Here is a 21,578-nt window from a genome sequence, read left to right as displayed (position 1 = left end):
GGAACGAGGCCCGCGCCGTGCGTATATGACGCGCGGTTCACACGTTTCACGTACGCGGCGGAAAACCTGACCGATGCGCTCACCCAGTGATGTCACACAGCTGACATCGACGCGTCGACACCGGTATGCGCGGCCATGCTGCCGCTCACGCGCGCGCGACGATCCTCGCGGATCATGTCGCTCGCGCGCTCGGCGATCATCAACGTCGGCGAATTGGTATTGCCCGAGGTGATGTTGGGCATCACCGAAGCATCGACGACACGTAAGCCCTCGACTCCGAGAACCCGTAGCCGGTTGTCGACGACCGCGGCGGGATCGTCGTTCGTACCCATGCGACAGGTGCCGACCGGATGGAAGATCGTCGTGCCGACCGCGCCCGCGGCCTGCTGCAATTCTTCTTCACTCTGATATTGGAGACCTGGCAGAATCTCGCGCGGCTGATAGCGCGCGAGCGCGGGCGCCGCGACGATGCGACGCGTGACACGTAGCGCGTTCGCGGCTACGTGGCGGTCGTACCCGGTCGACAGATAATTCGGCGCGATCAACGGTGGTGCACAAGCGTCGGCCGACGCTATATGAATGCTGCCGCGCGATGTGGGGCGCAAATGACACACAGAAGCCGTGAACGCATTGAAGCGATGCAGCGGTTCGCCGAAGCGATCGAGCGACAAAGGCTGCACGTGATACTCGAGGTCGGGTCGCGACAGCGAGTGATCGTCGGCGTCGGACTTCGCGAACGCGCCGAGTTGCGACGGCGCCATCGACATCGGTCCGCTCTGAAACAACGCGTACTGCATGCCGATCATCAGCTTGCCCCACCAGTGCGCGGACATCGTGTTCAGCGTGCGCACGCCTTGCACCTGATACGCCATGCGCAATTGCAGATGGTCCTGCAGGTTTTCGCCGACGCCGCGCAGATCCCGAACGACCTCGATGCCGAGATTCCGCAGACGCACACCATCGCCGAGCCCGGACAATTCGAGCAGTTGCGGCGAGTTGACCGCGCCCGCGGAAAGGATCACTTCGCATCGCGCTTTGGCGAGATAGTCGACGTCGCCGCCCCGATATTCGACACCCGTGCAGCGACGGCCATCGAATACGATGCGCTGCGTGTGGGCACCGGTGATGACCGTGAGATTCGCGCGCTTCAACGCGGGCCGCAAAAAAGCCTTCGACGCGTTCCAGCGAATGCCGTGCTTCTGATTGACGTCGAAGTAGCCGACGCCGGTGTTGTCGCCGCGATTGAAATCGTCGGTGGCGGGAATGCCGGTTTGCTGCGCGGCTTGCGCGAACTCTTCGAGAATCTTCCATTTGAGGCGCTGCTTTTCGACCCGCCATGGTCCGCCCGCGCCGTGCGCTTCGTTGGCGCCGCCGTGATGATCTTCGCTGCGCTTGAAGACCGGCAGCACCGCGTTCCATGACCACGTGCTGTCGTTCGTCACGCGCGCCCATTCGTCGTAGTCTTCGCGCTGGCCGCGCATATAGATCATGCCGTTGATCGACGAACTGCCGCCGAGCACGCGCCCACGCGGATACGACAGCGCGCGGCCGTTCAAACCCGGCTCGGCCTGGGTCCGGTACAGCCAGTCCGTGCGCGGGTTGCCAATGCAGTAGAGGTAGCCGACCGGCACGTGAATCCAGTGATAGTCGTCCTTGCCGCCGGCTTCGAGCAGCAGCACCTGGATGTCGGGATCTTCGGTGAGCCGGTTCGCCAGCACGCAGCCCGCGGTGCCCGCGCCGACAATGATGTAGTCGAACTCGCCTTCGAGCCGCGGTGCGGCGCGGGACGTACTGTCGCTATGACTCATCGTTCAGTCTCCTGATCATTTTGCGGCGCGCTTTTGTTTTTTTGCTGGCGCGCGTGCCGACTTGATGTCGCGCAAAGCCCCACGCTATTTGGCGACCGGCATCGTGAATTCGGCACCCTTCGCGATGCTGTCGGGCCAACGCTGCATGATGCTCTTATAGCGCGTGTAGAACCGCACGCCTTCCTCGCCGTACGCATGATGATCGCCGAACAGCGACTTCTTCCAGCCGCCGAACGAATGCCAGGCCATCGGCACCGGAATCGGCACGTTGATGCCGACCATGCCGATCTCGATCTGCCGCGAAAACGCGCGCGCGATGCCGCCGTCGGACGTGAACAACGACACGCCGTTCGCCAACTGATTCGCGTTGATCAGCTCGACCGCAGTTGCAAAATCGGGCACGCGCACGACGCACAGCACCGGCCCGAAAATCTCCTCGCGGTAGATCTTCATGTCGGGTGACACGTCGTCGAACAGCGTACCGCCGAGGAAAAAGCCGTTCTCGTGCCCTGCGACCTGATGACCGCGCCCATCGACGACGAGCTTCGCGCCCGCGGCGACGCCAGCGTCGATATAGCCGAGCACCTTGTCGCGATGCGCGCCTGTGACGAGCGGCCCCATCTCGGCGGCCGCTTCCATGCCGTTGAGGATCTTCAGGCTCTTCACGCGCGGCGCCAGACGCTCGATCAGCTCATCGGCGATATGTCCCACCGCGACCGCCACCGAAATCGCCATGCAGCGCTCGCCGGCCGAGCCGTAGGCGGCGCCGATCAGCGCGTCGACGGCCTGGTCGAGATCGGCGTCGGGCATCACGACGAGGTGATTCTTGGCACCGCCCAATGCCTGCACGCGCTTGCCGTGCCTTGTGCCTTCGGTGTAGATGTATTCGGCGATCGGCGTCGAGCCGACGAACGACAGCGCGCTCACCTCCGGATGCACGAGCAGCGCATCGACCGCGACCTTGTCGCCGTGCACGACGTTGAACACGCCGTCCGGCAGGCCCGCCTCCTTCAGCAATTCGGCGAGCCGGTTCGACGCGGACGGATCACGTTCGGACGGCTTCAGCACGAAGGTGTTGCCGCACGCGAGTGCGACGGGGAACATCCAGCTCGGCACCATCATCGGAAAATTGAACGGCGTGATGCCCGCGACCACGCCGAGCGGCTGCCGCAGATTCCAGTTGTCGATGCCGCCGCCGATCTGATCGGTGAAATCGGTCTTCAGCAGATTCGGGATGCCGCACGCGAATTCGACGACCTCGATGCCGCGCATCACCTCGCCCTTCGCGTCGGAGAACACTTTGCCGTGCTCGCGCGTGATCAGTTCCGCGAGTTCGTCGTGGTGACGGTCGAGCAATTCCTTGAACTTGAACAGCACGCGCGCGCGTTTGATCGGCGCGGTTTCGCTCCATGCTGGAAACGCGGCTTTGGCGGCGGCGACCGCGGCGTCCACCTCGGCGACGCTCGCAAACGGCACGCGCGTGCTGACACTGCCGAGCGCCGGATTGAAGACGTCGCCGAAACGCCCACTCGTGCCTTCGACGGTCTTGCCGTTGATGAAATGGCTCAATGCGCGTGCGCTCGCCGCGCTGCGTGCTGCGTCGCCCTGCGCGGTTGCGTCGTGATATGTCTCGCTCATCTCGTTCCCCTTTGCTGTGAAATCTTCCGCCTTGCGCCTCGATGCCACGCACCCAGGCGTGCTGAACGCCAAGCGTACGGCGCCCCGAGGCGACAAATCCAATGAGAAATGCTCAACTGCCCTATAAGCCGCGCTAATATCAAGGTATGGATCTGACTCTGCTTAGGGCATTCGTCACCGTCGCACGCGAGGGCAACCTCACGCGCGCCGCGGTGCAACTGCATCTGACCCAACCTGCCGTCAGCTTGCAAATCAAGCACTTGCAGGAGACGCTCGGCGTGACGTTGTTCACCCGCGGTTCGCACGGGCTTGCGCTCACGCGCGACGGCCAGGCGCTGCTGCCGCACGCCGAACGCGCGCTCGGCGCGGCTGCCGACGTACAACGCGCGGCGCAATCGCTGTGCCAGGAAATGCGCGGGCGTCTGCGCATCGGCACGATTCTCGACCCGGCGTTTTTGCGCCTCGGCGGTTTCCTGAAGCAGCTCGTCGAAACCTGGCCGCAAATCGAAACCGCCCTGCGTCACGGCATGTCGGGATGGGTGCGCGAACAGATTCGCGCGGGCGAACTCGACGTCGGCTATTACATTGGCCTGCCGTCCGACGACGACACGCGCGACGGCGTCACCTTTCACGCGGTCACGCTGACGCATTTCCAGTACCGCGTGCTTGCACCGGCGGGCTGGAAAGATCGCGTGAAGAATGCGCGCGACTGGCGCTCGCTCGCGGCGCTGCCGTGGATCTGGACGCCGCCGGCGTCCGCGCACAACCGCCTGCTGTCGCGCTGTTTTGGCGAGGCGGGTGTGAAGCCCGTCAAGGTAGCCGAGGTGGATCAGGAGCCGTCGATGCTCGATCTCGTCAAGTCGGGCGTCGGTCTTACGCTCGCGCGCGACGCGACTGCGATCGCCGAGGCGCACGCGCACGCGCTGACGATCGTCGACGGCATTACGGTGCCGACGCAGCTGAGCTTCATCACGCTCGACGAGCGTAAGGACGAGCCGGTGATCGCGGCCGCATTGAAGCTGATCGAACAGCAGTGGGCGATCTGAGCGAGGAGGATCCGCCTCGGTTGCGATATGAGCCGCGCTAATGCCCACCCTTCACTTGCCAGTGCTAAAACCGGGCTGTCACGAAGATTTTGCTAGATTGTCGGTTTGCGCCCACACAGCGGCCTCGCGGCGCTTTCCGTTCACTTAGCCCATCACAGGAGCCTGATATGGCACGCAACATCGAAATCAAAGCCCGCGCCCAGCATTTCGAGCAACTGCGCGAGCGCGCCGCGCAGCTCGCGACGGACGCGCCGCTGATCTTCCGCCAGCAGGACTTTTTCTACGACGTGCCGCGCGGCCGCCTGAAGCTGCGCCAATTCGACGACGGCACGCCGGCCGAACTGATCTTCTACCAGCGCGACGACCGCGACGGCCCGAAGGCGTCGTACTACACGCGCAGTCCGGTCACGAATCCCGAAGCGATGCATGCGCTGCTCGCGACCGCGCTGACCACGCGCGGCATCGTCTCGAAGGAGCGGCACGTGTATCTGAGCGGGCGCACGCGGATTCATCTGGATCGCGTCGACGGTCTCGGCGATTTCGTCGAACTCGAAGTGGTACTCGCGCAGGACGACGACGAAGAAGGCGGCCACGCCGAAGCACATGCGATGTTCAAAAGCCTCGGCGTCCCGGAGGCGGATCTGGTGCCGGTCGCCTATGTCGATCTGCTGAATGCCGAAGACAAGCCGAAGCAGGCGGCGTAAAGATCGCGTCACCACAGGCGCCGCGGCACGACATGCGCGGCTTCCGTTTCCCGCCAGTCGGCATCGCCGGCAATCGCCTCAAACCCTCAACCCGCCACCGCGCCCGGCGTCAGATGCCCCAGTGGCAACGGCCCATTGCGCTTGAACGTGGCCAGCACGATGTTCGAGCGCACGCTATCGACGCCCGGCACGCGCATCAGCTTCTTCATCACGAAGCCCGACAGGTAGTTCAGATCCGGCGCGACGATGCGCAGCAGATAGTCGGCATCGCCGACGACCGCATGGCATTCGAGCACTTCGGGCAGCATGTCGATTTGCTGCTGAAACTGCTCGATGATCGAATCGCCGTGATGTTTCAGCTTCAGGCTTGTGAAAGCAGTGACGCCGAGCCCGAGCTTTTCGGGCCGAAGCACGACGCGATAGCCATCGACCACCCCGACCTGTTCGAGCCGCTGCAAGCGCCGCCCGATCTGCGACGGCGACAGCGGCACCTGCTCGGCCAACTGCTGATGCGTGGCGCGGCCAAAGCGCTGCAGCACGTCGAGCAGCGCGAGATCGAAGTGATCGAGTTCAAGCATCGTTTATTTCCCGCATAGATTGGCCAAACAATGCACGATTATTGCACGCATGTGGCATATTCGAGCGGTGTTTGCGCCCTTCCCGCCCGTCCTCCGCGCGATCTGTTCGGCCATGTGCCGCTGCTGATTCAGCCGGTGTTCGTCGACTACATGCACGCGTACGGCCGCGCCGCGCTCGCCGCCGATGGCGCGGGCGCCCCTGCCGCTGCTCGCGCGGCTCTATGGGTACATCGCGGGAAGGCCGCCGCAAGCCGACCCGGCCCAACGGGCGGCGAGGATTGCGCAACCGTGAAAAAATAACGGATGCGTCCGCCTGCCGGCGAACGCGTTCGACCAGCGAGGTAACACCATGATTCAGAAACTGACTGCCGACGAACGGCCCCAGCAACTGGCGAAACTGAATCGCTGGGAAAGCGTGGCGGAGCGTGACGCGATTCGCCGCACCTTCGAATTCGCCGACTTCAACGAGGCGTTCGGCTTTATGACGCGCGTCGCGATCAAGGCGCAGGAGATGGATCACCATCCAGAGTGGTTCAACGTGTACAACAAGGTCGACATCACGCTGTCGACCCATGAGGCGAACGGCGTGACCGAACGCGATATCGCGCTTGCCACATTCATCGACAGTATTACTGTGTAGTACAAGAATTACCGGTTTTATGCGTGTTTCTACACAACTTGCCGCGTAATTGGGCCGCAATGAAAGGGCAATGCAGGCAATTTCCTGGGCAAACCTTCAGTTCTACAGGCTATTATTAAGTTGAACGTAAGCTTCCCAGGCCTGCTTTGCAATCGGGTCCAAACGATCGAGTGGTAGCGACTGCTGACGCTGTACAATCAGCAGCGCATACGGCTTGGAGAGCGCGCTTGCCTCCTTGCACAGAACGAGTTCGTCGCCGCTCGAAGGTGAGCGGGCGCGCCAGAAGTTGATCGCGGCTTCCAGTTCGTGAATGCTGATCTCGGACATGACTTCGTGATGGCTAGCAGGGCGCTTCGAGGCGGCTCGACAGCGGCTTCGTGGCGCGTTTGCCGCCGCTTCGCACGCCGTCTGTGCAGCAGGCGCCCCGGCGAACCGCTTGCCCAAACGCCTAAACCCATTGTACTTGAGCGAAATCCATGCGACTCCTTCTGATCGAAGATGACCGCCCCATCGCACGCGGCATCCAAAGCAGTCTCGAACAAGCCGGCTTCACCGTCGACATGGTCCATGACGGCATCTTTGCCGAGCAGGCCCTCACGCAAAACCGCCACGAACTCGTGATCCTCGATCTGGGTCTGCCGGGCATCGACGGCATGACGCTGCTGTCGCGTTTCCGTCAGAGCAACCGCCATACGCCGGTGATCATCCTGACCGCGCGCGACGAACTGAACGACCGCGTGCAAGGCCTGAACTCGGGCGCCGACGACTACATGCTGAAGCCGTTCGAACCGGCCGAGCTCGAAGCGCGCATTCGCGCCGTGATGCGCCGCAGTGGCCCCCACGGCGACATGCCGCGCCCGGAAGTGTCGCTGGGTGGCGTGCGGCTGTCCGGCGTTGACCGCCGCATCTTCAACGACGACAAACCGCTCGAACTGTCGCCGCGTGAATTCGCGGTGCTCGAAATGCTGCTGCTGCGTCACGGCCGCGTCGTCAGCAAGGCGCAACTGCAGGATCACCTGACGCACTTCGGCGGCGATCTCGGCGATACCGCGATCGAAGTCTACGTGCACCGCGTGCGCAAGAAGCTCGAGAACTGCCGTGTCGAAATCGTCACCGTGCGTGGCTTTGGCTACCTGTTGCAGGAAATCCGCCAGGCCGCATGATCGTCGTGAAGGCCGCGGGTTACGTTGCGGCCTGACGACGCCGGACCGGCACCGCGCATCGGCTGCGCCCGCCGCGCGTTGTGCCGGCATCCGGACTATCTCAACGCGCTTCGCGCCGTTGCCACCGCAGTTGCCACCGCAGTTGCCATTTTCCCGCGCGTACGATCATGCACCAGCCGGCCGCCAATAGTCTGCGCCGCACGCTGCTGCGGCGCCTCGCTGCTCCCCTGTCGCTGCTCGCGCTGATGAGCGGCCTGATCGCTTACTGGCTCGCCTGGCAGTACACGCAGCACGTGGTCGACCGTTCGCTCGCGGACCTCGCGACCGCGATCTCCAAACAGATCCAGATCGCCGGCCCGGAAGCGCCGATCACGGTGCCGCCGCTCGCGCAGGCGATGTTCTCCGATCCGGTCGAACATCTGGTCTACCGGATCAGCACCGGCGATACCGAAATCGCCGGCGACAACAATCTGCCGCTGCAAGGCACCAACGTGCGCCGCATGCATTATGCGTACGTGTTCGAGACGCAGCACGAGGGCGTGACCGTGCGGGTCGCGCAGGTGCGGGTCGAACAGCCGAGCGGCAATCCGATCGTCGTCGAAGTCGGCCAGCCCGTGCATCACCGCTTCCGCATCGCCGCCGAGTTCCTCGTCGCGATCATGATGCCGCTATTGCTGTTGCTGCTGGCCGGCTGGGTGATCGTGTGGCGCGTCGTCAATCAGCAGCTCAATCCGCTGACCGCGCTCGCCGATTCGCTGAACCGGCAGACGCACACGTCGCTCGAACCCGTCGACGAAACCTATGTGCCGGTCGAAATCCGTCCGCTGACGGGCGCGCTCAACGCGCTGCTCGGTCGCCTGAAGGCCGCCCTCGATGCGCAACGTAAATTCATCGCCGATGCCGCGCATCAGCTGCGCACGCCGCTCACCGCCGTGAAGCTGCATGCGGAGCAGGCGGTCGTCGCGCGCGATCCGCAGCAGACGCTCGCCGCCGTGCGCGAACTGCGCGCCGCGGCCGATCGTGCCGTGCGGCTGTCGAATCAATTGCTGTCGCTCGCGCGCGCCGAGCCGGGCGAACAGGCGGCCCGCTTCGTCAATGTCGACATGGCCGCGCTCGCGTTCGACACCGGCGCCGAATGGGTGCCGCGCGCGCTTCGCGTACACGTCGATCTCGGCTTCCAGCGGCTCGACGATCCGTCGAACGATGACCCGCTGATGGCGCGCGGCAACCCGGTGCTGCTGCATGAAGTGATCGCCAATCTGCTCGATAACGCGCTGAAGTATGTGCCGCCCTCGCGCGCCGACGGCGGCCGTATCACGGTGACGGTCTCCCAGACCCTGATCGACGACCTGCGCATGGCCGAGATCGTCGTAGAAGACAACGGGCCGGGCGTGCCGGGTTCGCAGCAGGCGGATCTGTTCAAGCGATTCTTCCGCGGCGACGGGCAGGCCGAGGCGGGCGTCGACAGCGGCGCGGGTCTGGGCCTCGCGATCGTCCACGACATCATGGTGCTGCATCACGGCAGCGTGCATTACGAGGATGCGCCGGAGGGCGGCGCACGCTTTATCGTGCGGATTCCGTTGCTGCCGCCCGGCGCGTCCGCGGGCGTTGCCAGCGATGCCAACGCGCGGCGCGCCACGAAAAAACCGGCGCACTCGGCGCCGGTCGATTTGTAGGGATGTGAACGCTTGCCGGCTGCCGCGGCCGCGCTCGACAGGGCGCTTCGATCAGCGCAGACAGCTAACGCGGCGCGCCGGGCCGCGCCTCATTTCTAATTCTTCTTCGATTTCTTCGCCGACTTGCTCGACTTTTCCGCCTTGCCGGCGCCTTTGCCCGACTTGCCGCCGCCCTTGCCCTTCTGCGGCGGCGCCAGCATCGTGCCGCGGCACTTGCGCGCGCCGCAGCGGCATTCGTATTCCTTTTTCAGCTTCTTCGTCTGACGCGCGTCGATCACGAGCCCGTAGTCGTAAAAGACTTCCTCGCCCTCCGCGATATCGCGCAGCGCGTGCACGTAAACATGCCCGTCGATTTCCTCGGCTTCGCAGTTCGGCGCGCATGAATGGTTGATCCAGCGCGCGCTATTGCCGTTCACCTTGCCGTCGATGACCTTGCCGTTATCCAGCGCGAAATAAAACGTGTGATTCGGTTCAGCCGGATTATGCGGATGACGGCGCAATGCTTCTTTCCAGGTAATCCGCTCGCCCTTGTATTCGATCAGCCGTTCGCCCGCCGCGATCGGTTCGAGAGCAAACACGCCTTTGCCGTGCACACCCGAACGGCGCACGGCGATCCTGCGTGAATTCATTGAATGAATCCTTGTGAAGAACTGGGGAATGAAGTCTGGCAATCGTCTGGCGCGTCTTGCGCGCGGCTTTTTCTAACGCGAATAGCAAACGCGGCGCCCTGCGAGCGCCGCGTCGACTTGCGACGCGTATCGCGCCACAACCGGCATCCTACACGGTGTGGACGGCTTCCTTCAACCGTCGGCCGATGCGTTTGTTCAACGTGCGACGGGCGTCACCGTTGACCGAACGTAATGTCGCCGAACAGCGCTTTCTGCTCGCGCGGTTGCGAACGCCAGTACTGCGCCGGCGCTTCGACGGTTGCCCCGAGTTGAGCGGCGGCATGCCACGGCCAGCGCGGGTTATAGAGCAGCGCGCGAGCCAGCGCGATCAGATCGGCATCGCCCGCCTCGATCAACTGCTCCGCGTGCAGCGGATCGGTGATGAGCCCGACGCCGATCGTCGTCAGCCCGGTTGCGTGCTTGACCGCTTTCGCAAACGGAATCTGGTAGCCCGGCTCGAGCGGGATTTTCTGCAACGGCGATACACCGCCCGACGACACGTCGATCCAGTCGCAGCCGCGCTTTTCCAGCTCGTGCGCAAATGCGATCGTGTCTTCGAGCGTCCAGCCGCCTTCGACCCAGTCCGTCGCCGACACGCGCACGCCGACCGGTTTATCAGCGGGGAATGCGGCCCGCACGATGTCGAAGATTTCGAGTGGGAAACGCATGCGGTTTTCGCGTGAGCCGCCGTAGTCGTCGGGCCGCTGATTCGCGATCGGCGACAGGAACTGATGCAGCAGATAGCCATGCGCGGCATGCACTTCAAGTGCATTGATGCCGAGACGCGCGGCGCGACGCGCGGATGCGGCGAACGCCTCGCGAATCCGGTTCAGGCCGGCGACATCGAGTGCGAGCGGCGGCTCCTCCCCCGGCTTGTGCGGCAGCGCCGACGGCGCGTGCGGCAACCACCCGCGTTGCGACACCGGAATCAGCTGGCCGCCTTCCCACGGTACCTGGCTCGATGCCTTGCGGCCCGCGTGTGCCAGTTGCATCGTCACGTTGACATGCGAATGCTTGCGGATTGCGGCCAGCACCGGCACGAGCGCCTCTTCGGTCGCGTCGTCCCACAAGCCGAGATCGCCAGGCGTGATACGCCCGTCCGGCTCGACGGCGGTCGCCTCGATGCATAGCATGCCCGCGCCGGACAGTGCGAGACTGCCAAGGTGAATCATGTGCCATGCGGTCGCTTCGCCGCGTTCGGCGGAGTACTGGCACATCGGGGACACGACGATACGATTGGGAAGCGTCACGCTACGCAGCGTGAGCGGAGAGAACAGCGCGCTCATGGATTACGCCCAGTGAAAGCCCGAGAGCGATCGAGCATAGCACTGCACGCGGTTTGCTGCATGAACGTGGCACCCGGTTGGCCGCTTACGCCGCCATTGGGCTAGCCATTCAGGCTCTCGGCTGAACCTGATCGAGCCATTCGCCGAACATGCGGCACGCGGCGGCTTCGAGCGCGGGACCGAATCGAGCGGTGTCCGCGCGCAACCGACGCGCGTCGATGCCGTGGCCGGCCAGTTCGTTCGCATTCCCGATCAGCCAGGGCTCGAACCGATCGGTGCGGATCTCGGGATGACACTGCAACCCTAGCACGTGATCGCCCCATGCGAAGGCCTGATTCTGGCAAGCCGGGGTTGACGCAAGACGGGTCGCGTTGGCGGGCAAATCGAAGGTATCACCGTGCCAATGCAGCATCGACGTATGAGCGACATCGAGATGACGCAGCGGCGAGGCGCGGCCGGCATCGGTCAGCGTGAGCGGCGTCCAGCCGAGTTCGGCCTGAGCCGCGGAATAGACGCGCGCGCCGAGCGCTCGCGCGATCAGCTGTGCGCCAAGGCAGATGCCGAGCGTCGGCAAGCCGGCCGCGATGCGTTTTTCGATCAACGACAGCAGCGGCGTGAGCGTGGGGTACAGCGCGTCGTCGGTGGCGCTGATGGGGCCGCCGAGCACGACCATCAGCGACGCGCCAACCGGATCAGGTGCCTCGATACGGGCGATGCCCACATCGAGATAACGGACCGGACGCCCGCGCTCGCCGAGCACGAGCTCGAGACTGCCCAGATCCTCGAAGTGCACATGGCGGATGGCGAGTACTTCCCGATTCATCGGCCTGCCCTATCTTCAGGTTAACTAACGACGCGCCGCCAACGACTCTACCCGCTGCACGGCACCCGCCGGCAAGCAGGCGGCACATACCGCCCGCCTAAGCCGGCCAGGCCATGTTAGCGGATTGCCCCGGAAGACGCCGCGTTACTGGACGAAGATCTTCCAGGTCTTCTTCTGGGTGGCGACATCCGCGGTTTCGTGCACGGAGCAATCGAGACGCAGATCGGTGTCCGCCATGTTCAGGTCAAGCAGCGCGCAGTGATGCGGCGTCTTCTTCGGATTTTTGCTCGGCTGGAAATGCGTGCAGTTCAGGCACATGCGATGCGACGGGATCGTGTTTTGCGCTTCGAGCTGGTAAATGGTCTTGAGCAGCGTGCGATAGAACACTGCCTGTTCGTCGTCGCGAAGGGTGCCGACCGCCTTCGACAGGAAGTCCGGCCATTGCACGGCGCGTTTGGCAGCGGTGCGGCCACGCGCGGTCAGGCGTACCGCGAGCGCACGACCGTCGTCGAGTGCGCGACGCTTTTCGACGAGGCCCTTGGTCTCGAGCGTGCTGACCGCATCGCTGGTGGTCGCGGCGGTCAGCGCCGTTTCACGCGCGATTTCGCCGAGCCGCATCGGCCCCTTGCGTTGCATCAACAGCACGAGGATTTCACCCTGGGTCGGCGTAAGGCCCGCGCCTTCCGCCCATTCCCAAGCCTGGCTTCGCATCGCCGTGCTCAATCGCAAGAGGCTGTGAGTCACTCGCCCGGTTGCCTGTTCTCCGTATACGCCTTCGCTCATAATCTTCGATTCGTTCATTTACTGCTTTGGTGCGATGCCGGCGGCTGACTGCCGGGATACGCCCGTTGCGTGTGTGGGGTAGCTTCGTCTAACCGCGGATGAAGCCGTTTGTACTATCTCAAAAATATACCGCTGTGGTGGCTGAAGGCGGCGAAAACGACATTCTATGCGAGAGCGGCAAATCGTACAGCTAACCGATCCGACGCGAGCTGTGGATAAGCAGGGGAAAACGTTTGCACAGCCTGTGTACCGTTTTGCAACAAGCACTTGCAGCGTGTTGAACGTTTCCTCGGTTGTGCTTGCCGCGCATGGCCGGGGCCTGTTTGCGAGCCAGTTATCATTTCCCCAGCGCATTGACTTTGCAAGAAATTATTCAGTTGTCCACAGCCATTAGCAATGCCAGCTTACGACTACTACGCTGGTATACGTAAACTTTCGAGAAACCTGAAGGGTTGCGCGCGCGAAAAATCATAAAAATTTTCTTACGAAAAAATACCCGCACGCGGCGGGTTTCGTCGGAAGGTCGCGTGCGCAGCGCACGCGAACGGGTTTTATGGTGCCTTTGCGACTAGGCACGCCACTGCAGACACTGCTGGCGTACCGCTTCATGCAAGGACTTTTCCTGCGCAAACACGCTGCGCAGCCACGTCGCGTCATTGACCTGGCCGCGCGCGATCGCGCCGACTTCGGCCAGCGCGTTGACCGAACCGAGTGCTTTCGCATGCGGTCCGATCTGTTCGAGCGTTTCGAGAATATCTTCGGAAATCGTCTTGCGCTCACCGGTTTGCGGATTGATGCAGGTGCCGCCGAGCCCGAAGCGGCAGGCTTCGAAACGGTTGAACGTGTAGACCAGATAGTCGTCTTCCTTCGGCATGATCGGCTTGTCGAGCAGCAGATGACGCGCCAGCGTCTGGATGTAGCAGGCGATCGCCGCGGCGCGATCCACCGAAAACGGCGTATCCATCACACGGACCTCGATCGTGCCGAACCCCGGCTTCGGGCGGATATCCCAGTAGAAATCCTTCATGCTGTTGACCACGCCCGTGTGGACCATCTTCGAGAAGTACTCCTCGAAGCTGTCCCACGTCAGCACGAACGGCGCGCGGCCCGACAGCGGAAACGCGAACACGGAATTCAGTCGTGCCGAATGGAATCCGGTATCGACGCCCTGTACGAAAGGCGACGACGCGGACAGCGCAATGAAATGCGGAATGAAGCGCGACATCGAATGCAGCAGATAGAGCGCGCTGTTCGGATTCGGGCAACCAATGTGCACGTGCTGGCCGAACACGGTGAACTGCTTCGCGAGATAGCCGTACAGCTCGGAAAGATACTGAAAGCGCGGCGTATCGACGATCTGCCGCTCGCTCCATTGCTGGAAAGCATGGGTGCCGCCGCCGCACAGGCCGACGTTCAGGTGATCGGCTGCGGACACCAGCGTGTCACGAATCTTGCGCAGATCGGCGACCGCCTGTTCGTGCGACGTGCAGATGCCGGTCGACAGCTCGATCATGCTTTCGGTGATTTCCGGCGTGATGTTGCCCGGGATCTTTTCGTCCTTGATGAGGCGCAGCAAATCCGTGCCGGCTTTGGTCAGATCATAGTCGTGCGTATTGACGATCTGCATTTCGAGCTCGATACCGAACGTGAACGGTTTCGAATCGATGAAGGGTTCGAGTGACATGGCGTCCCCTGAGTCAGGTCGTTTGAGGCGAAGGTATTGAAAAGACGGTTCGCAAAACGCGCGTCGCAGCCAACGCGCGTTCCGCGCTTACGCCTCGCGCCGCTCGGCGACGAGCGCGAGGCTGCGATAAACGAGCCACGGCCCGAGAATCTGCAGCGCGAAAATCGAACACATGACGATCGCGCGCAGTTGCGGATCGAAATTCGGATACAGGTTGTACGTGTCGTCGACGAGCAGGTACGCGAGCGCGGACATCGGCGACAACGACAGGCCGAGCGCGACGCCCTGCTTCCAGTTCAGACCGCTCGGCTTCGCGAATGCAAGCACCCCGACCAGCTTCGCGACGAGGCGAGCAACGATCAGACCCAGCGCCGCGACTCCGCCCAACGCGATGTGCTTCCACTCGAACGACGTCAGCGTCAGCACGAACAGGATCACCGTCAGCAGCCAGCCCGCGGTGCCGAAATGCTGCGGCCACAGCTGCGGACGCGCTTCGTGATTCTTCACGATGATGCCCGCGGCGAGTAGCGCGAGAATCGTCGACAGCTTGAACAGATGCGCGATCGCGATCGCAAGCAGCACCAGACCGAACAGTGCCACGAACGAATGCTCGTCGTGCATGTTCAGGCGCCGATAGAAGAATGTGCAGGTGCGCGCGAGCAGATACGCGAGCACGAGCGAGCCGACCAGCAGGTACAACGGCTGCACGATCGTCGCGAACACGTTGCCGTAAAACTCCTGATGTAGCCAGCTCGACACGAGCTTTTCGATCACGACCGCGTACATGCTGTTCAGCGCGGTCAAGGTCAGAAGACGCTGCGTGACCTGGCCTTCGGCGCGCAGTTCGGTTTTGAGCTGGATCACCATCGCGGGCGATGTCGCCATCGCAATCGCGGCGAGTACGGTCGCGACCATCAGCGGCACGTGCAAAAACAACAACACGGGCAGCACCAGCACGAAAGTCAGCGTGGCTTCGGCGACGCTCGATAGGATTAGCCACGGATTACGTCGGATCCAGCGCAGATCGAGCCGGCTGCCGAGTTCGAACAGCAACAGGCCGAGCGCGACGTCGAGCAGCGGCCGGGCGGCGCTCGCGGAATCGGCATCGATCACGCCAAACCCTGCCGCGCCGGCCACGAGTCCGATCACCGCATAGCCGGAAATGCGCGGCAAACGCCACGCGCGATAGCAAAGCTCGCCGCACAGACCGGCGGCAAGCAATGCAAGACCCGCCCAGAAAATGGCGTCGGGTGAAAGCGGCCACGCTGGCAGAAACGAAAACGCCGAATTCATCGTAATGGGTTCTCCTTGGCAGCAACGGCAGACGACACGAACCGGCGCACACGCACGCCGTGGCACGAGCGAACCGGGAGCGCTCGTTGTCGCAAGCGCTTCGCGAAGTCAGCGTTGCGAGGTTTCAATGATCGGATGATCGGAATGCGCCGCGGCAGCAAAAAACCGCACGGAGTCCGGCACATTCACGGGATGCGGCTGTAGCAACAGGCACGGTGAAGGAACGCTGTCGACTTCGAATCAGATTCCGATTGACCGGCACCGTTCCATTGCTGCGCGTGCCGCCAGATGCGGTGGCACGACGCGGAAAAGAACGGGGATTGTGCCATAGCTTGTTCCGCGTTGACGGAAAAGACGTTAACTCGCAGGCAAAACGGTAAAAAAGTACGTTATTTCTAGGGCGAACGGAAAAAGCGACCTTTTTTGGGGTCATCACTTCAGTTTCGACGACGTCGCGAACGGTGAATCCGACCGCTAGGGCGACCGCCTGTGTGTGATTTCGATGTGCGGTTTCGTCTGCTTTCCGGCGTTCTTCCCGTTAGCGCCGGCGTATCGAGAGATCCGTTTACGCGAACTCGAACTGAATTTACTTAACGCGATAGGCGGGGCGTTAGCCCTCGGCTTTGCTGTTTACTGGTTTACTGTATGTATACGTAGTAACAGTTAACAAGGTGCCTCGGTTTCTGTGGATAACCGACGTTTACCGAAACAAATCATCCATTTGCGGACCGCATAACCGGACGCACAGCGTGTGCGGTGGCGGCCGGTATACGCGAGCAACTTTTCGCACTTTTTCGAGACATTCCAGTTACCCCGTTTACGTCCACAACGGTTCCACACGACTTGCGCCGGTTAACTGGGCGGTTATCCACAAGTTGCGGTGGATAAACCGGCGCGGCGGTTAACGTGGTTTACCGGGCGGACGGCGCTCACGTGCCGGGCGCAGCGGCTAACTTCGAAATAGTCGAAGCCGGTTAACCGATCGTCCCCTGCCGCAGCGAACGCAGCAGAAAACGCGCGGGGTCGATGTCTTCGGCGAGATCGCGTTCGAGCGGCCACGGCTCGCCTTCGATCTGCGAGGCGATCAACTCAGCGCCGAGCGCGGCCCACACCAGCCCGCGAGAACCATAGGCGAATGCGCCGTACAGACCGTCGACGCGCGGCAGGTCGAGCGGCCATGCGCCACGCAGGCGTGCGGCATGGCGCGTGGCCTCGGCTTCGTCGGCGAGCTGGCCGATCATCGGCATGCGGTCCGTGGTCACGCAGCGAAACGCGACGCGGCCGGGGAGCGAGCTCAGCGGCGTGACATCGCGCGCGCTTGCGAATGACGGCAGCATCCGCGCGACGCGCTCGATATTCTCGCGATGTCCGTCCGCACGCAGCGACGTGTCGAGGTCGTCGAGTTCATAGGTCGCGCCCGTCAGCGTGACGCCGTTCCCGAGCGGCACAGCGTAGCCCTCGCCGATCACCGGCAACGCGAGCGGTGCGACGGTACCTGCCGGCAGCAAGCTCAACTGACCGCGAATGCTGCGTGTCGGCGCATGATGCAAGCCAGCGATGCGCGCCGCTTCATGCGCGCCCGCGACGATCACGACTGGCGCCCGCGCGACTACCTTGCCCGTGATATCGAACACGGTCCACTGATCGCCGGAACGTTCGAGCCGCGCGACGTCGACGCCGAAGCGTCGTTCGAGCAAGCCGCCTGCCGAGGCGAATTGCGCCGCGCATAGCGAGGCCGGATCGATCCAGCCGCCGCGCGGAAAGAACCAGCCGCCCCGCGCGAGCGGCATGCCGGCGAGTTGCGCGGCATCGGACGCGCAGACCGGCGTCACATAGTCGGACGGATAGCGGAACGTGGCGATAGCCTCGCCGATTGCGCTTGCCTCGTCGTCGTCCGCGGCGATCTGGAGCAGGCCGCGATCGCCGCGCGTGAGTCGGTGCCCTGTCCGTTCGAGCGCGACCCAACGATTCAGCGCGTATAGGAAGCCCGCCCGCGTGACGCGCGACGCGACGCTGTCGTCGCGCGAAATCATCGGGTGGAATACGCCCGCTGGATTGCCGGACGCATCCCGTGCAACCGACGCATGCCGCTCGAGCGAAGTCACGCGCCAGCCGCGCGCCGCAAGCCGCTCGATCACCGCGCAGCCGGCCAGTCCCGCGCCGACCACGACCGCGTGCCGCTCGTCGTGCGCGAACGGCGCGGGCGGCTCATAACGGCGCACACGCCAGCGCGGCGCGAAGCGGCCGACCAGCATCGCGCGTTTCCAGCCGAAGCCGTCGACCTTGCGATACTCGAAGCCGCATTGCGTCAACGCGCGTTTGACATCGCCCGCGCTGCTATAGGTGGAGAAGGTCGCGCCATCGCCGGCGACGCGCGCGAGCGCCTTGAAGATCGCCGGGCTCCACAGCTCGGGATTTTTGGCGGGCGCAAAGCCATCCAGATAGAACGCGTCGGCACGCAGCCGCAACGCGGGCAGGCTGTCGAGCGCATCGGCGAAGACCAGCGTCAGCACGACGCGGCCGTCTTCGAATTCGAGCCGGTGCGTACCGGGCACGAGCATCGGCCATGCGTTCGCGAGCGTTTGCGCGAGCTCGGCGATCAGCGGATCGGAGATCGTTGCCGTGTGGACGCGGCGCAGATCGGCGGCGCTAAACGGATGCTTCTCGGTCGACACGAAATGCAGCCGCTCGCAGCGTGCTGGATCGGCGCGCCACGCAGCCCACGTAACGAGAAAGTTGATGCCGATGCCAAAACCGGTTTCGAGCACGGTGAACGTGCGACGGCTCTGCCATCGTTCGGGCAATTCGTTGCCGCGCAGAAAGACGTAGTGAGCCTGCTCGAGCGCGCCGACGGCGCTGTGATAGATGTCGTCGTAGAGCGGCGAAAAGGGGCTGCCGTTGTCGCGGAAAGCGAGGACGGCGGGGATTAGCGGATCGGTCATGCGCGACGGAAAAACACGCTCAAAAGGTCGCTCGAAAGAGCGGGTTCGATGGTCCGAGTCGGCGCGCGCAGCGCGCGAGTCGCGGTAAAAAACCTTTCAGGACGCTTTTAGACGCTTTGCTGCGTTGGCAAAAACCAACGCTAATCCCCGCCAGGACTGGGTTTCAGCCCTCGTTTAGGGGGTGCTGAGGGGCAAAATTCGATTTCCTTGCAAGAACGGCCCGAAAACCGTGCAATTCCTCGAAACCCTTATCCTGATTGGGTTTGCGCTGCGCTATCATAGCAAGCGCCGCGAAGGGAGCGGCAGCACGGCCGCCGAACGGTGTTTTGTCCGGCGCGAGAGATCTTCAGGATCGGGGCCGCAGCTGCTCGACGGCGCGGTGCGCGCACATATAATCGGCGCGGTCGCGCTGTTCGTATCAACCTAAACTCAGAAAGGAACCTTAATGAACAAACAGGAACTGATCGACGCTGTCGCAGGACAGACGGGCGCCAGCAAGGCTCAAACCGGTGAAACGCTGGACACGTTGCTTGAAGTCATCAAGAAGTCTGTGTCGAAGGGTGAGGCGGTCCAGTTGATCGGCTTCGGCAGTTTTGGTTCGGGCAAGCGCGCAGCGCGTACGGGTCGCAATCCGAAGACCGGCGAATCTATCAAGATTCCGGCTGCCAAGACCGTCAAGTTCACGGCAGGCAAGGCGTTCAAGGACTCGGTCAACAAGCGCTAAGCAGATTACTGCCGGGCAGTTGACACCCGCGAGAAACCCGCCTACGGCGGGTTTTTTTTCGTCCGTGCGTGTGATTCAAACCCGGCGCGTGCTTCGTTCAGTCGTGACGATGCGCGTTCTCATCGTGATCGTGTTCATCGAACTCCCACGCCGGGAACGGATCGGGGAACTGCTGCCAGCCTTGCGGCCCGAGCGCGTATTCGTCGTCGGTGAGCAGGCAGGCGTCGAACTTCGCGCGCCAGATGGCGGGGTCGAGGTCGAAACCGATCAGCACGAACTCCTGACGACGATCGCCGATGCTCATATCGTCCGGCGCGCCGTACCAGTCGGCGGCGATTTCGGTGGCCAGTTCGTCGTCGCCTTCGGGCCATTCGCTGCGAACCTGCGCGGCCCACCACATGCCCGCCGGACCGTGCCGGCAAGCGCCGCCGGCCTGCGATAGCGAGCCGCCGACATCGTTGCGCGTCGCGAGCCAGAAGAATCCCTTGCTACGCAGTACGCCCTTCCACTCCTGATGCAGCAGCTCCCACAGCCGCTGCGGATGAAACGGCCGGCGTGCGCGATAGACGAAATGGCCGACGCCGTATTCGTCGGCTTCGGTGTGGTGCACGTGGCCGTGATGACTGCCGTGCTGGTCCTGATGCGTGTGTTCGAGCGCCGCGAGCCAGCCCGGCGCGTTCGACGTTTCGTCGAAATCGAAGCGTCCGCTGTTCAGCACCTGGTCGAGCGGGACGTCGGCGAAGCGGCTCACGAGCTGCACCGCGCGCGGGTTCAGGCGCGCGAGGACGCGCTGCAAACGCGCGAGCGCGTCGGCGCTGACCAGATCCATCTTGTTCACGACGAGCAGGTCACAAAACTCGATCTGCTCGATCAGCAATTCGACGATCGTGCGGTCATCGTCTTCGTCGAGCGCGATGCCGCGTTCGGCGAGCGCGTCGGCCGACGCGTAGTCGCGCAGAAAGTTGGACGCATCGACGATCGTGACCATCGTATCGAGCCGCGCGACGTCCGCGATCGATCCGCCTTCGTTGTCGTCGACGAACGTGAGGGTCTCGGCAATGGACATCGGCTCGGCGACGCCGGTCGATTCGATCACGAGCGCGTCGAAGCGCTTTTCGCCGGCGAGACGACGGATTCCATTCAGCAGGTCGTCCTGCTGAGTGCAGCAGATGCAGCCGTTCGTGAGTTCGACGACCTGATCATCGACATGCGACGGCTCGGCCACCTTGCGCACGAGCGTCGGGTCGATATTGACGGCGGCGAGATCGTTGACGATCACCGCGACGCGCAAACCGGTGCGATTCGCGAGGATGTGATTCAGGAGTGTGGTCTTGCCGGCGCCCAGAAAACCGGAGAGCACGGTGATGGGCAATAGCGGCTGGTTCATCGCGGTACGGAATACGGGAAGATTGGAAGACGTGCCGGGCGCGGGGCCATAGGGTCGGCGGCGGTGCGACGGCGCATAGACGGCGCGGCGGCAGCATGAAGCCGCATTGTGCATCAAAACGGGCGCGGCCCGCGCGAGCGACAGCGCTGCAAATAGCCACTGCGGCCTACTGCGCAGGCATCAACTTCCAGCTGCGTAGAATCGCCGCGATCTGTTGCGCGTATTTGTCCCGCAACGCCGGCGTCTCCGAGTGGTATGCGCCGACCGCCTGCCAGGTATTGCCGTACTTGTTCATCTGGCGGCGCAGATGCCAGGCCGCGATATAAACGTTCTTGCACGGCTCCATCAGCGTGCCTTGTGAGATTCCGTACTGCGCGAGCACTGGCAAATGCACCGAATTGATCTGCATCACGCCGTAGTCGATCGAGCCGTTCGCGTTCTTGTGCTGCGCACCCGGCCGGTTGTGCGACTCCTGCCAGGCGATCGCCCGTAAAATCAGCGGATTGACCTTCTGGTACTTCGCCGCCTCGTCGAAGCAGTCGGCGCGCGCGGAGCCGGCTGCGGCGAGCAGCGCGAGCGTGGCGGCGACGGTGACGAGCGGACGTTTCATCGGTCAAGACGACTGAATAAACCCGAAGTAAGAATCGGTAAGGGGGTTTGACAACCGCGTTTCGGCCGCAACGGCAAGCTGGCCGGGCGTTTGTCGAGTATCGGGGAAAACCCGCGTCAGCAAAC

At 63.3% G+C, this 21,578-nt stretch carries 20 protein-coding genes and 1 pseudogene; 8 read left to right on the top strand and 13 right to left on the bottom strand.

Annotated elements, in window-relative coordinates:
* Window positions 1-92: 92 nt before the first annotated feature.
* Entirely contained in the window at window positions 93-1,808 is a 1,716-nt protein-coding gene (locus F6X42_RS01190) for a GMC family oxidoreductase (protein WP_187632446.1), read from the bottom strand.
* Window positions 1,809-1,892: 84 nt separating this feature from the next.
* Entirely contained in the window at window positions 1,893-3,446 is a 1,554-nt protein-coding gene (locus F6X42_RS01185) for a CoA-acylating methylmalonate-semialdehyde dehydrogenase (RefSeq protein ID WP_246529906.1), read from the bottom strand.
* Window positions 3,447-3,592: 146 nt separating this feature from the next.
* Between F6X42_RS01185 and F6X42_RS01180 the strand changes: the two genes are divergently transcribed.
* Both F6X42_RS01180 and F6X42_RS01175 read left to right on the top strand, forming a co-directional pair.
* Window positions 3,593-4,492 (top strand): LysR family transcriptional regulator, encoded by a 900-nt coding sequence (locus tag F6X42_RS01180; RefSeq protein ID WP_187632445.1) that lies wholly within the window; start codon window positions 3,593-3,595, stop codon window positions 4,490-4,492.
* Window positions 4,493-4,659: 167 nt separating this feature from the next.
* The gene (locus F6X42_RS01175) at window positions 4,660-5,196 is read left to right on the top strand and encodes a class IV adenylate cyclase (protein WP_187632444.1); all 537 of its coding nucleotides are present in this window, start codon (window positions 4,660-4,662) and stop codon (window positions 5,194-5,196) included.
* 86 nt (window positions 5,197-5,282) lie between these two features.
* Here the strand turns inward: F6X42_RS01175 and F6X42_RS01170 are convergent, their stop codons facing one another.
* On the bottom strand, window positions 5,283-5,774 hold the full coding sequence (locus F6X42_RS01170; RefSeq protein ID WP_187632443.1) for an Lrp/AsnC family transcriptional regulator: 492 nt from the start codon (window positions 5,772-5,774) through the stop codon (window positions 5,283-5,285).
* Window positions 5,775-5,873: 99 nt separating this feature from the next.
* Between F6X42_RS01170 and F6X42_RS01165 the strand changes: the two are divergent.
* A pseudogene (locus F6X42_RS01165) lies at window positions 5,874-6,003 on the top strand (phenylalanine 4-monooxygenase); the annotation flags it as partial.
* Between the two features lie 84 nt (window positions 6,004-6,087).
* Entirely contained in the window at window positions 6,088-6,414 is a 327-nt protein-coding gene (locus tag F6X42_RS01160) for a 4a-hydroxytetrahydrobiopterin dehydratase (RefSeq protein WP_187632650.1), read from the top strand.
* Between the two features lie 102 nt (window positions 6,415-6,516).
* On the opposite strand, the gene F6X42_RS01155 is transcribed toward F6X42_RS01160, so the two are convergent.
* Window positions 6,517-6,741 carry a DUF3717 domain-containing protein gene (locus F6X42_RS01155; RefSeq protein ID WP_187632442.1) on the bottom strand — a complete coding sequence of 75 codons (225 nt, stop codon included), beginning with the start codon at window positions 6,739-6,741 and terminating at the stop codon, window positions 6,517-6,519.
* Between the two features lie 149 nt (window positions 6,742-6,890).
* On the opposite strand from F6X42_RS01155, the gene F6X42_RS01150 reads away from it, so the two are divergent.
* Window positions 6,891-7,577, top strand: a complete 687-nt coding sequence (locus F6X42_RS01150; protein WP_013090980.1) for a response regulator — start codon at window positions 6,891-6,893, stop codon at window positions 7,575-7,577.
* Window positions 7,578-7,744: 167 nt separating this feature from the next.
* Window positions 7,745-9,253 carry a sensor histidine kinase gene (locus F6X42_RS01145; RefSeq protein ID WP_187632441.1) on the top strand — a complete coding sequence of 503 codons (1,509 nt, stop codon included), beginning with the start codon at window positions 7,745-7,747 and terminating at the stop codon, window positions 9,251-9,253.
* Window positions 9,254-9,348: 95 nt separating this feature from the next.
* Here the strand turns inward: F6X42_RS01145 and F6X42_RS01140 are convergent, their stop codons facing one another.
* The 7 genes from F6X42_RS01140 to mnmC form a co-directional block, all read right to left on the bottom strand.
* Window positions 9,349-9,882 (bottom strand): SET domain-containing protein, encoded by a 534-nt coding sequence (locus F6X42_RS01140; RefSeq protein ID WP_187632440.1) that lies wholly within the window; start codon window positions 9,880-9,882, stop codon window positions 9,349-9,351.
* Between the two features lie 212 nt (window positions 9,883-10,094).
* Window positions 10,095-11,207 (bottom strand): NADH:flavin oxidoreductase/NADH oxidase, encoded by a 1,113-nt coding sequence (locus tag F6X42_RS01135; RefSeq protein WP_187632439.1) that lies wholly within the window; start codon window positions 11,205-11,207, stop codon window positions 10,095-10,097.
* Between the two features lie 109 nt (window positions 11,208-11,316).
* On the bottom strand, window positions 11,317-12,030 hold the full coding sequence (locus tag F6X42_RS01130) for a glutamine amidotransferase (RefSeq protein WP_187632438.1): 714 nt from the start codon (window positions 12,028-12,030) through the stop codon (window positions 11,317-11,319).
* A 144-nt stretch (window positions 12,031-12,174) separates the two neighbouring features.
* The gene (locus tag F6X42_RS01125; RefSeq protein ID WP_187632437.1) at window positions 12,175-12,813 is read right to left on the bottom strand and encodes a MarR family winged helix-turn-helix transcriptional regulator; all 639 of its coding nucleotides are present in this window, start codon (window positions 12,811-12,813) and stop codon (window positions 12,175-12,177) included.
* Window positions 12,814-13,381: 568 nt separating this feature from the next.
* Window positions 13,382-14,497 (bottom strand): YbdK family carboxylate-amine ligase, encoded by a 1,116-nt coding sequence (locus tag F6X42_RS01120; protein ID WP_187632436.1) that lies wholly within the window; start codon window positions 14,495-14,497, stop codon window positions 13,382-13,384.
* 87 nt (window positions 14,498-14,584) lie between these two features.
* The gene (locus F6X42_RS01115) at window positions 14,585-15,790 is read right to left on the bottom strand and encodes a cation:proton antiporter (protein ID WP_187632435.1); all 1,206 of its coding nucleotides are present in this window, start codon (window positions 15,788-15,790) and stop codon (window positions 14,585-14,587) included.
* 974 nt (window positions 15,791-16,764) lie between these two features.
* Window positions 16,765-18,732 carry a bifunctional tRNA (5-methylaminomethyl-2-thiouridine)(34)-methyltransferase MnmC2/FAD-dependent 5-carboxymethylaminomethyl-2-thiouridine(34) oxidoreductase MnmC1 gene (gene mnmC / locus F6X42_RS01110; protein WP_187632434.1) on the bottom strand — a complete coding sequence of 656 codons (1,968 nt, stop codon included), beginning with the start codon at window positions 18,730-18,732 and terminating at the stop codon, window positions 16,765-16,767.
* Between the two features lie 229 nt (window positions 18,733-18,961).
* On the opposite strand from mnmC, the gene F6X42_RS01105 reads away from it, so the two are divergent.
* Together F6X42_RS01105 and F6X42_RS01100 are read left to right on the top strand one after the other, a co-directional pair.
* Window positions 18,962-19,159 (top strand): hypothetical protein, encoded by a 198-nt coding sequence (locus F6X42_RS01105; RefSeq protein WP_187632433.1) that lies wholly within the window; start codon window positions 18,962-18,964, stop codon window positions 19,157-19,159.
* 18 nt (window positions 19,160-19,177) lie between these two features.
* Window positions 19,178-19,456, top strand: a complete 279-nt coding sequence (locus F6X42_RS01100; protein ID WP_187632432.1) for an HU family DNA-binding protein — start codon at window positions 19,178-19,180, stop codon at window positions 19,454-19,456.
* A 97-nt stretch (window positions 19,457-19,553) separates the two neighbouring features.
* Here F6X42_RS01100 and F6X42_RS01095 read toward each other — a convergent pair whose 3' ends face one another.
* Both F6X42_RS01095 and F6X42_RS01090 read right to left on the bottom strand, forming a co-directional pair.
* Window positions 19,554-20,843, bottom strand: a complete 1,290-nt coding sequence (locus tag F6X42_RS01095) for a GTP-binding protein (RefSeq protein WP_187632431.1) — start codon at window positions 20,841-20,843, stop codon at window positions 19,554-19,556.
* A 166-nt stretch (window positions 20,844-21,009) separates the two neighbouring features.
* Window positions 21,010-21,453, bottom strand: a complete 444-nt coding sequence (locus F6X42_RS01090) for a lytic transglycosylase domain-containing protein (protein WP_187632430.1) — start codon at window positions 21,451-21,453, stop codon at window positions 21,010-21,012.
* Window positions 21,454-21,578 lie beyond the last annotated feature (125 nt).

Origin of the sequence: Paraburkholderia podalyriae (assembly GCF_014397785.1) — a bacterium.
Taxonomy (GTDB): domain Bacteria; phylum Pseudomonadota; class Gammaproteobacteria; order Burkholderiales; family Burkholderiaceae; genus Paraburkholderia; species Paraburkholderia podalyriae.
The sequence above is the reverse complement of the archived record's forward strand: the minus strand, read 5'-3'. Positions and strand labels throughout refer to the sequence as shown.

Coding starts and splice junctions, on each gene's coding strand:
- F6X42_RS01155 (WP_187632442.1), bottom strand. CDS start 6,741: ATGTCCGAGATCAGCATTCACGAACTGGAAGCCGCGATCAACTTCTGG.
- F6X42_RS01150 (WP_013090980.1), top strand. CDS start 6,891: ATGCGACTCCTTCTGATCGAAGATGACCGCCCCATCGCACGCGGCATC.
- F6X42_RS01140 (WP_187632440.1), bottom strand. CDS start 9,882: ATGAATTCACGCAGGATCGCCGTGCGCCGTTCGGGTGTGCACGGCAAA.
- F6X42_RS01120 (WP_187632436.1), bottom strand. CDS start 14,497: ATGTCACTCGAACCCTTCATCGATTCGAAACCGTTCACGTTCGGTATC.
- F6X42_RS01190 (WP_187632446.1), bottom strand. CDS start 1,808: ATGAGTCATAGCGACAGTACGTCCCGCGCCGCACCGCGGCTCGAAGGC.
- F6X42_RS01100 (WP_187632432.1), top strand. CDS start 19,178: ATGAACAAACAGGAACTGATCGACGCTGTCGCAGGACAGACGGGCGCC.
- F6X42_RS01180 (WP_187632445.1), top strand. CDS start 3,593: ATGGATCTGACTCTGCTTAGGGCATTCGTCACCGTCGCACGCGAGGGC.
- F6X42_RS01115 (WP_187632435.1), bottom strand. CDS start 15,790: ATGAATTCGGCGTTTTCGTTTCTGCCAGCGTGGCCGCTTTCACCCGAC.
- F6X42_RS01175 (WP_187632444.1), top strand. CDS start 4,660: ATGGCACGCAACATCGAAATCAAAGCCCGCGCCCAGCATTTCGAGCAA.
- F6X42_RS01135 (WP_187632439.1), bottom strand. CDS start 11,207: ATGAGCGCGCTGTTCTCTCCGCTCACGCTGCGTAGCGTGACGCTTCCC.
- F6X42_RS01130 (WP_187632438.1), bottom strand. CDS start 12,030: ATGAATCGGGAAGTACTCGCCATCCGCCATGTGCACTTCGAGGATCTG.
- F6X42_RS01090 (WP_187632430.1), bottom strand. CDS start 21,453: ATGAAACGTCCGCTCGTCACCGTCGCCGCCACGCTCGCGCTGCTCGCC.
- F6X42_RS01125 (WP_187632437.1), bottom strand. CDS start 12,813: ATGAGCGAAGGCGTATACGGAGAACAGGCAACCGGGCGAGTGACTCAC.
- F6X42_RS01170 (WP_187632443.1), bottom strand. CDS start 5,774: ATGCTTGAACTCGATCACTTCGATCTCGCGCTGCTCGACGTGCTGCAG.
- F6X42_RS01145 (WP_187632441.1), top strand. CDS start 7,745: ATGCACCAGCCGGCCGCCAATAGTCTGCGCCGCACGCTGCTGCGGCGC.
- F6X42_RS01185 (WP_246529906.1), bottom strand. CDS start 3,446: ATGAGCGAGACATATCACGACGCAACCGCGCAGGGCGACGCAGCACGC.
- mnmC (WP_187632434.1), bottom strand. CDS start 18,732: ATGACCGATCCGCTAATCCCCGCCGTCCTCGCTTTCCGCGACAACGGC.
- F6X42_RS01095 (WP_187632431.1), bottom strand. CDS start 20,843: ATGAACCAGCCGCTATTGCCCATCACCGTGCTCTCCGGTTTTCTGGGC.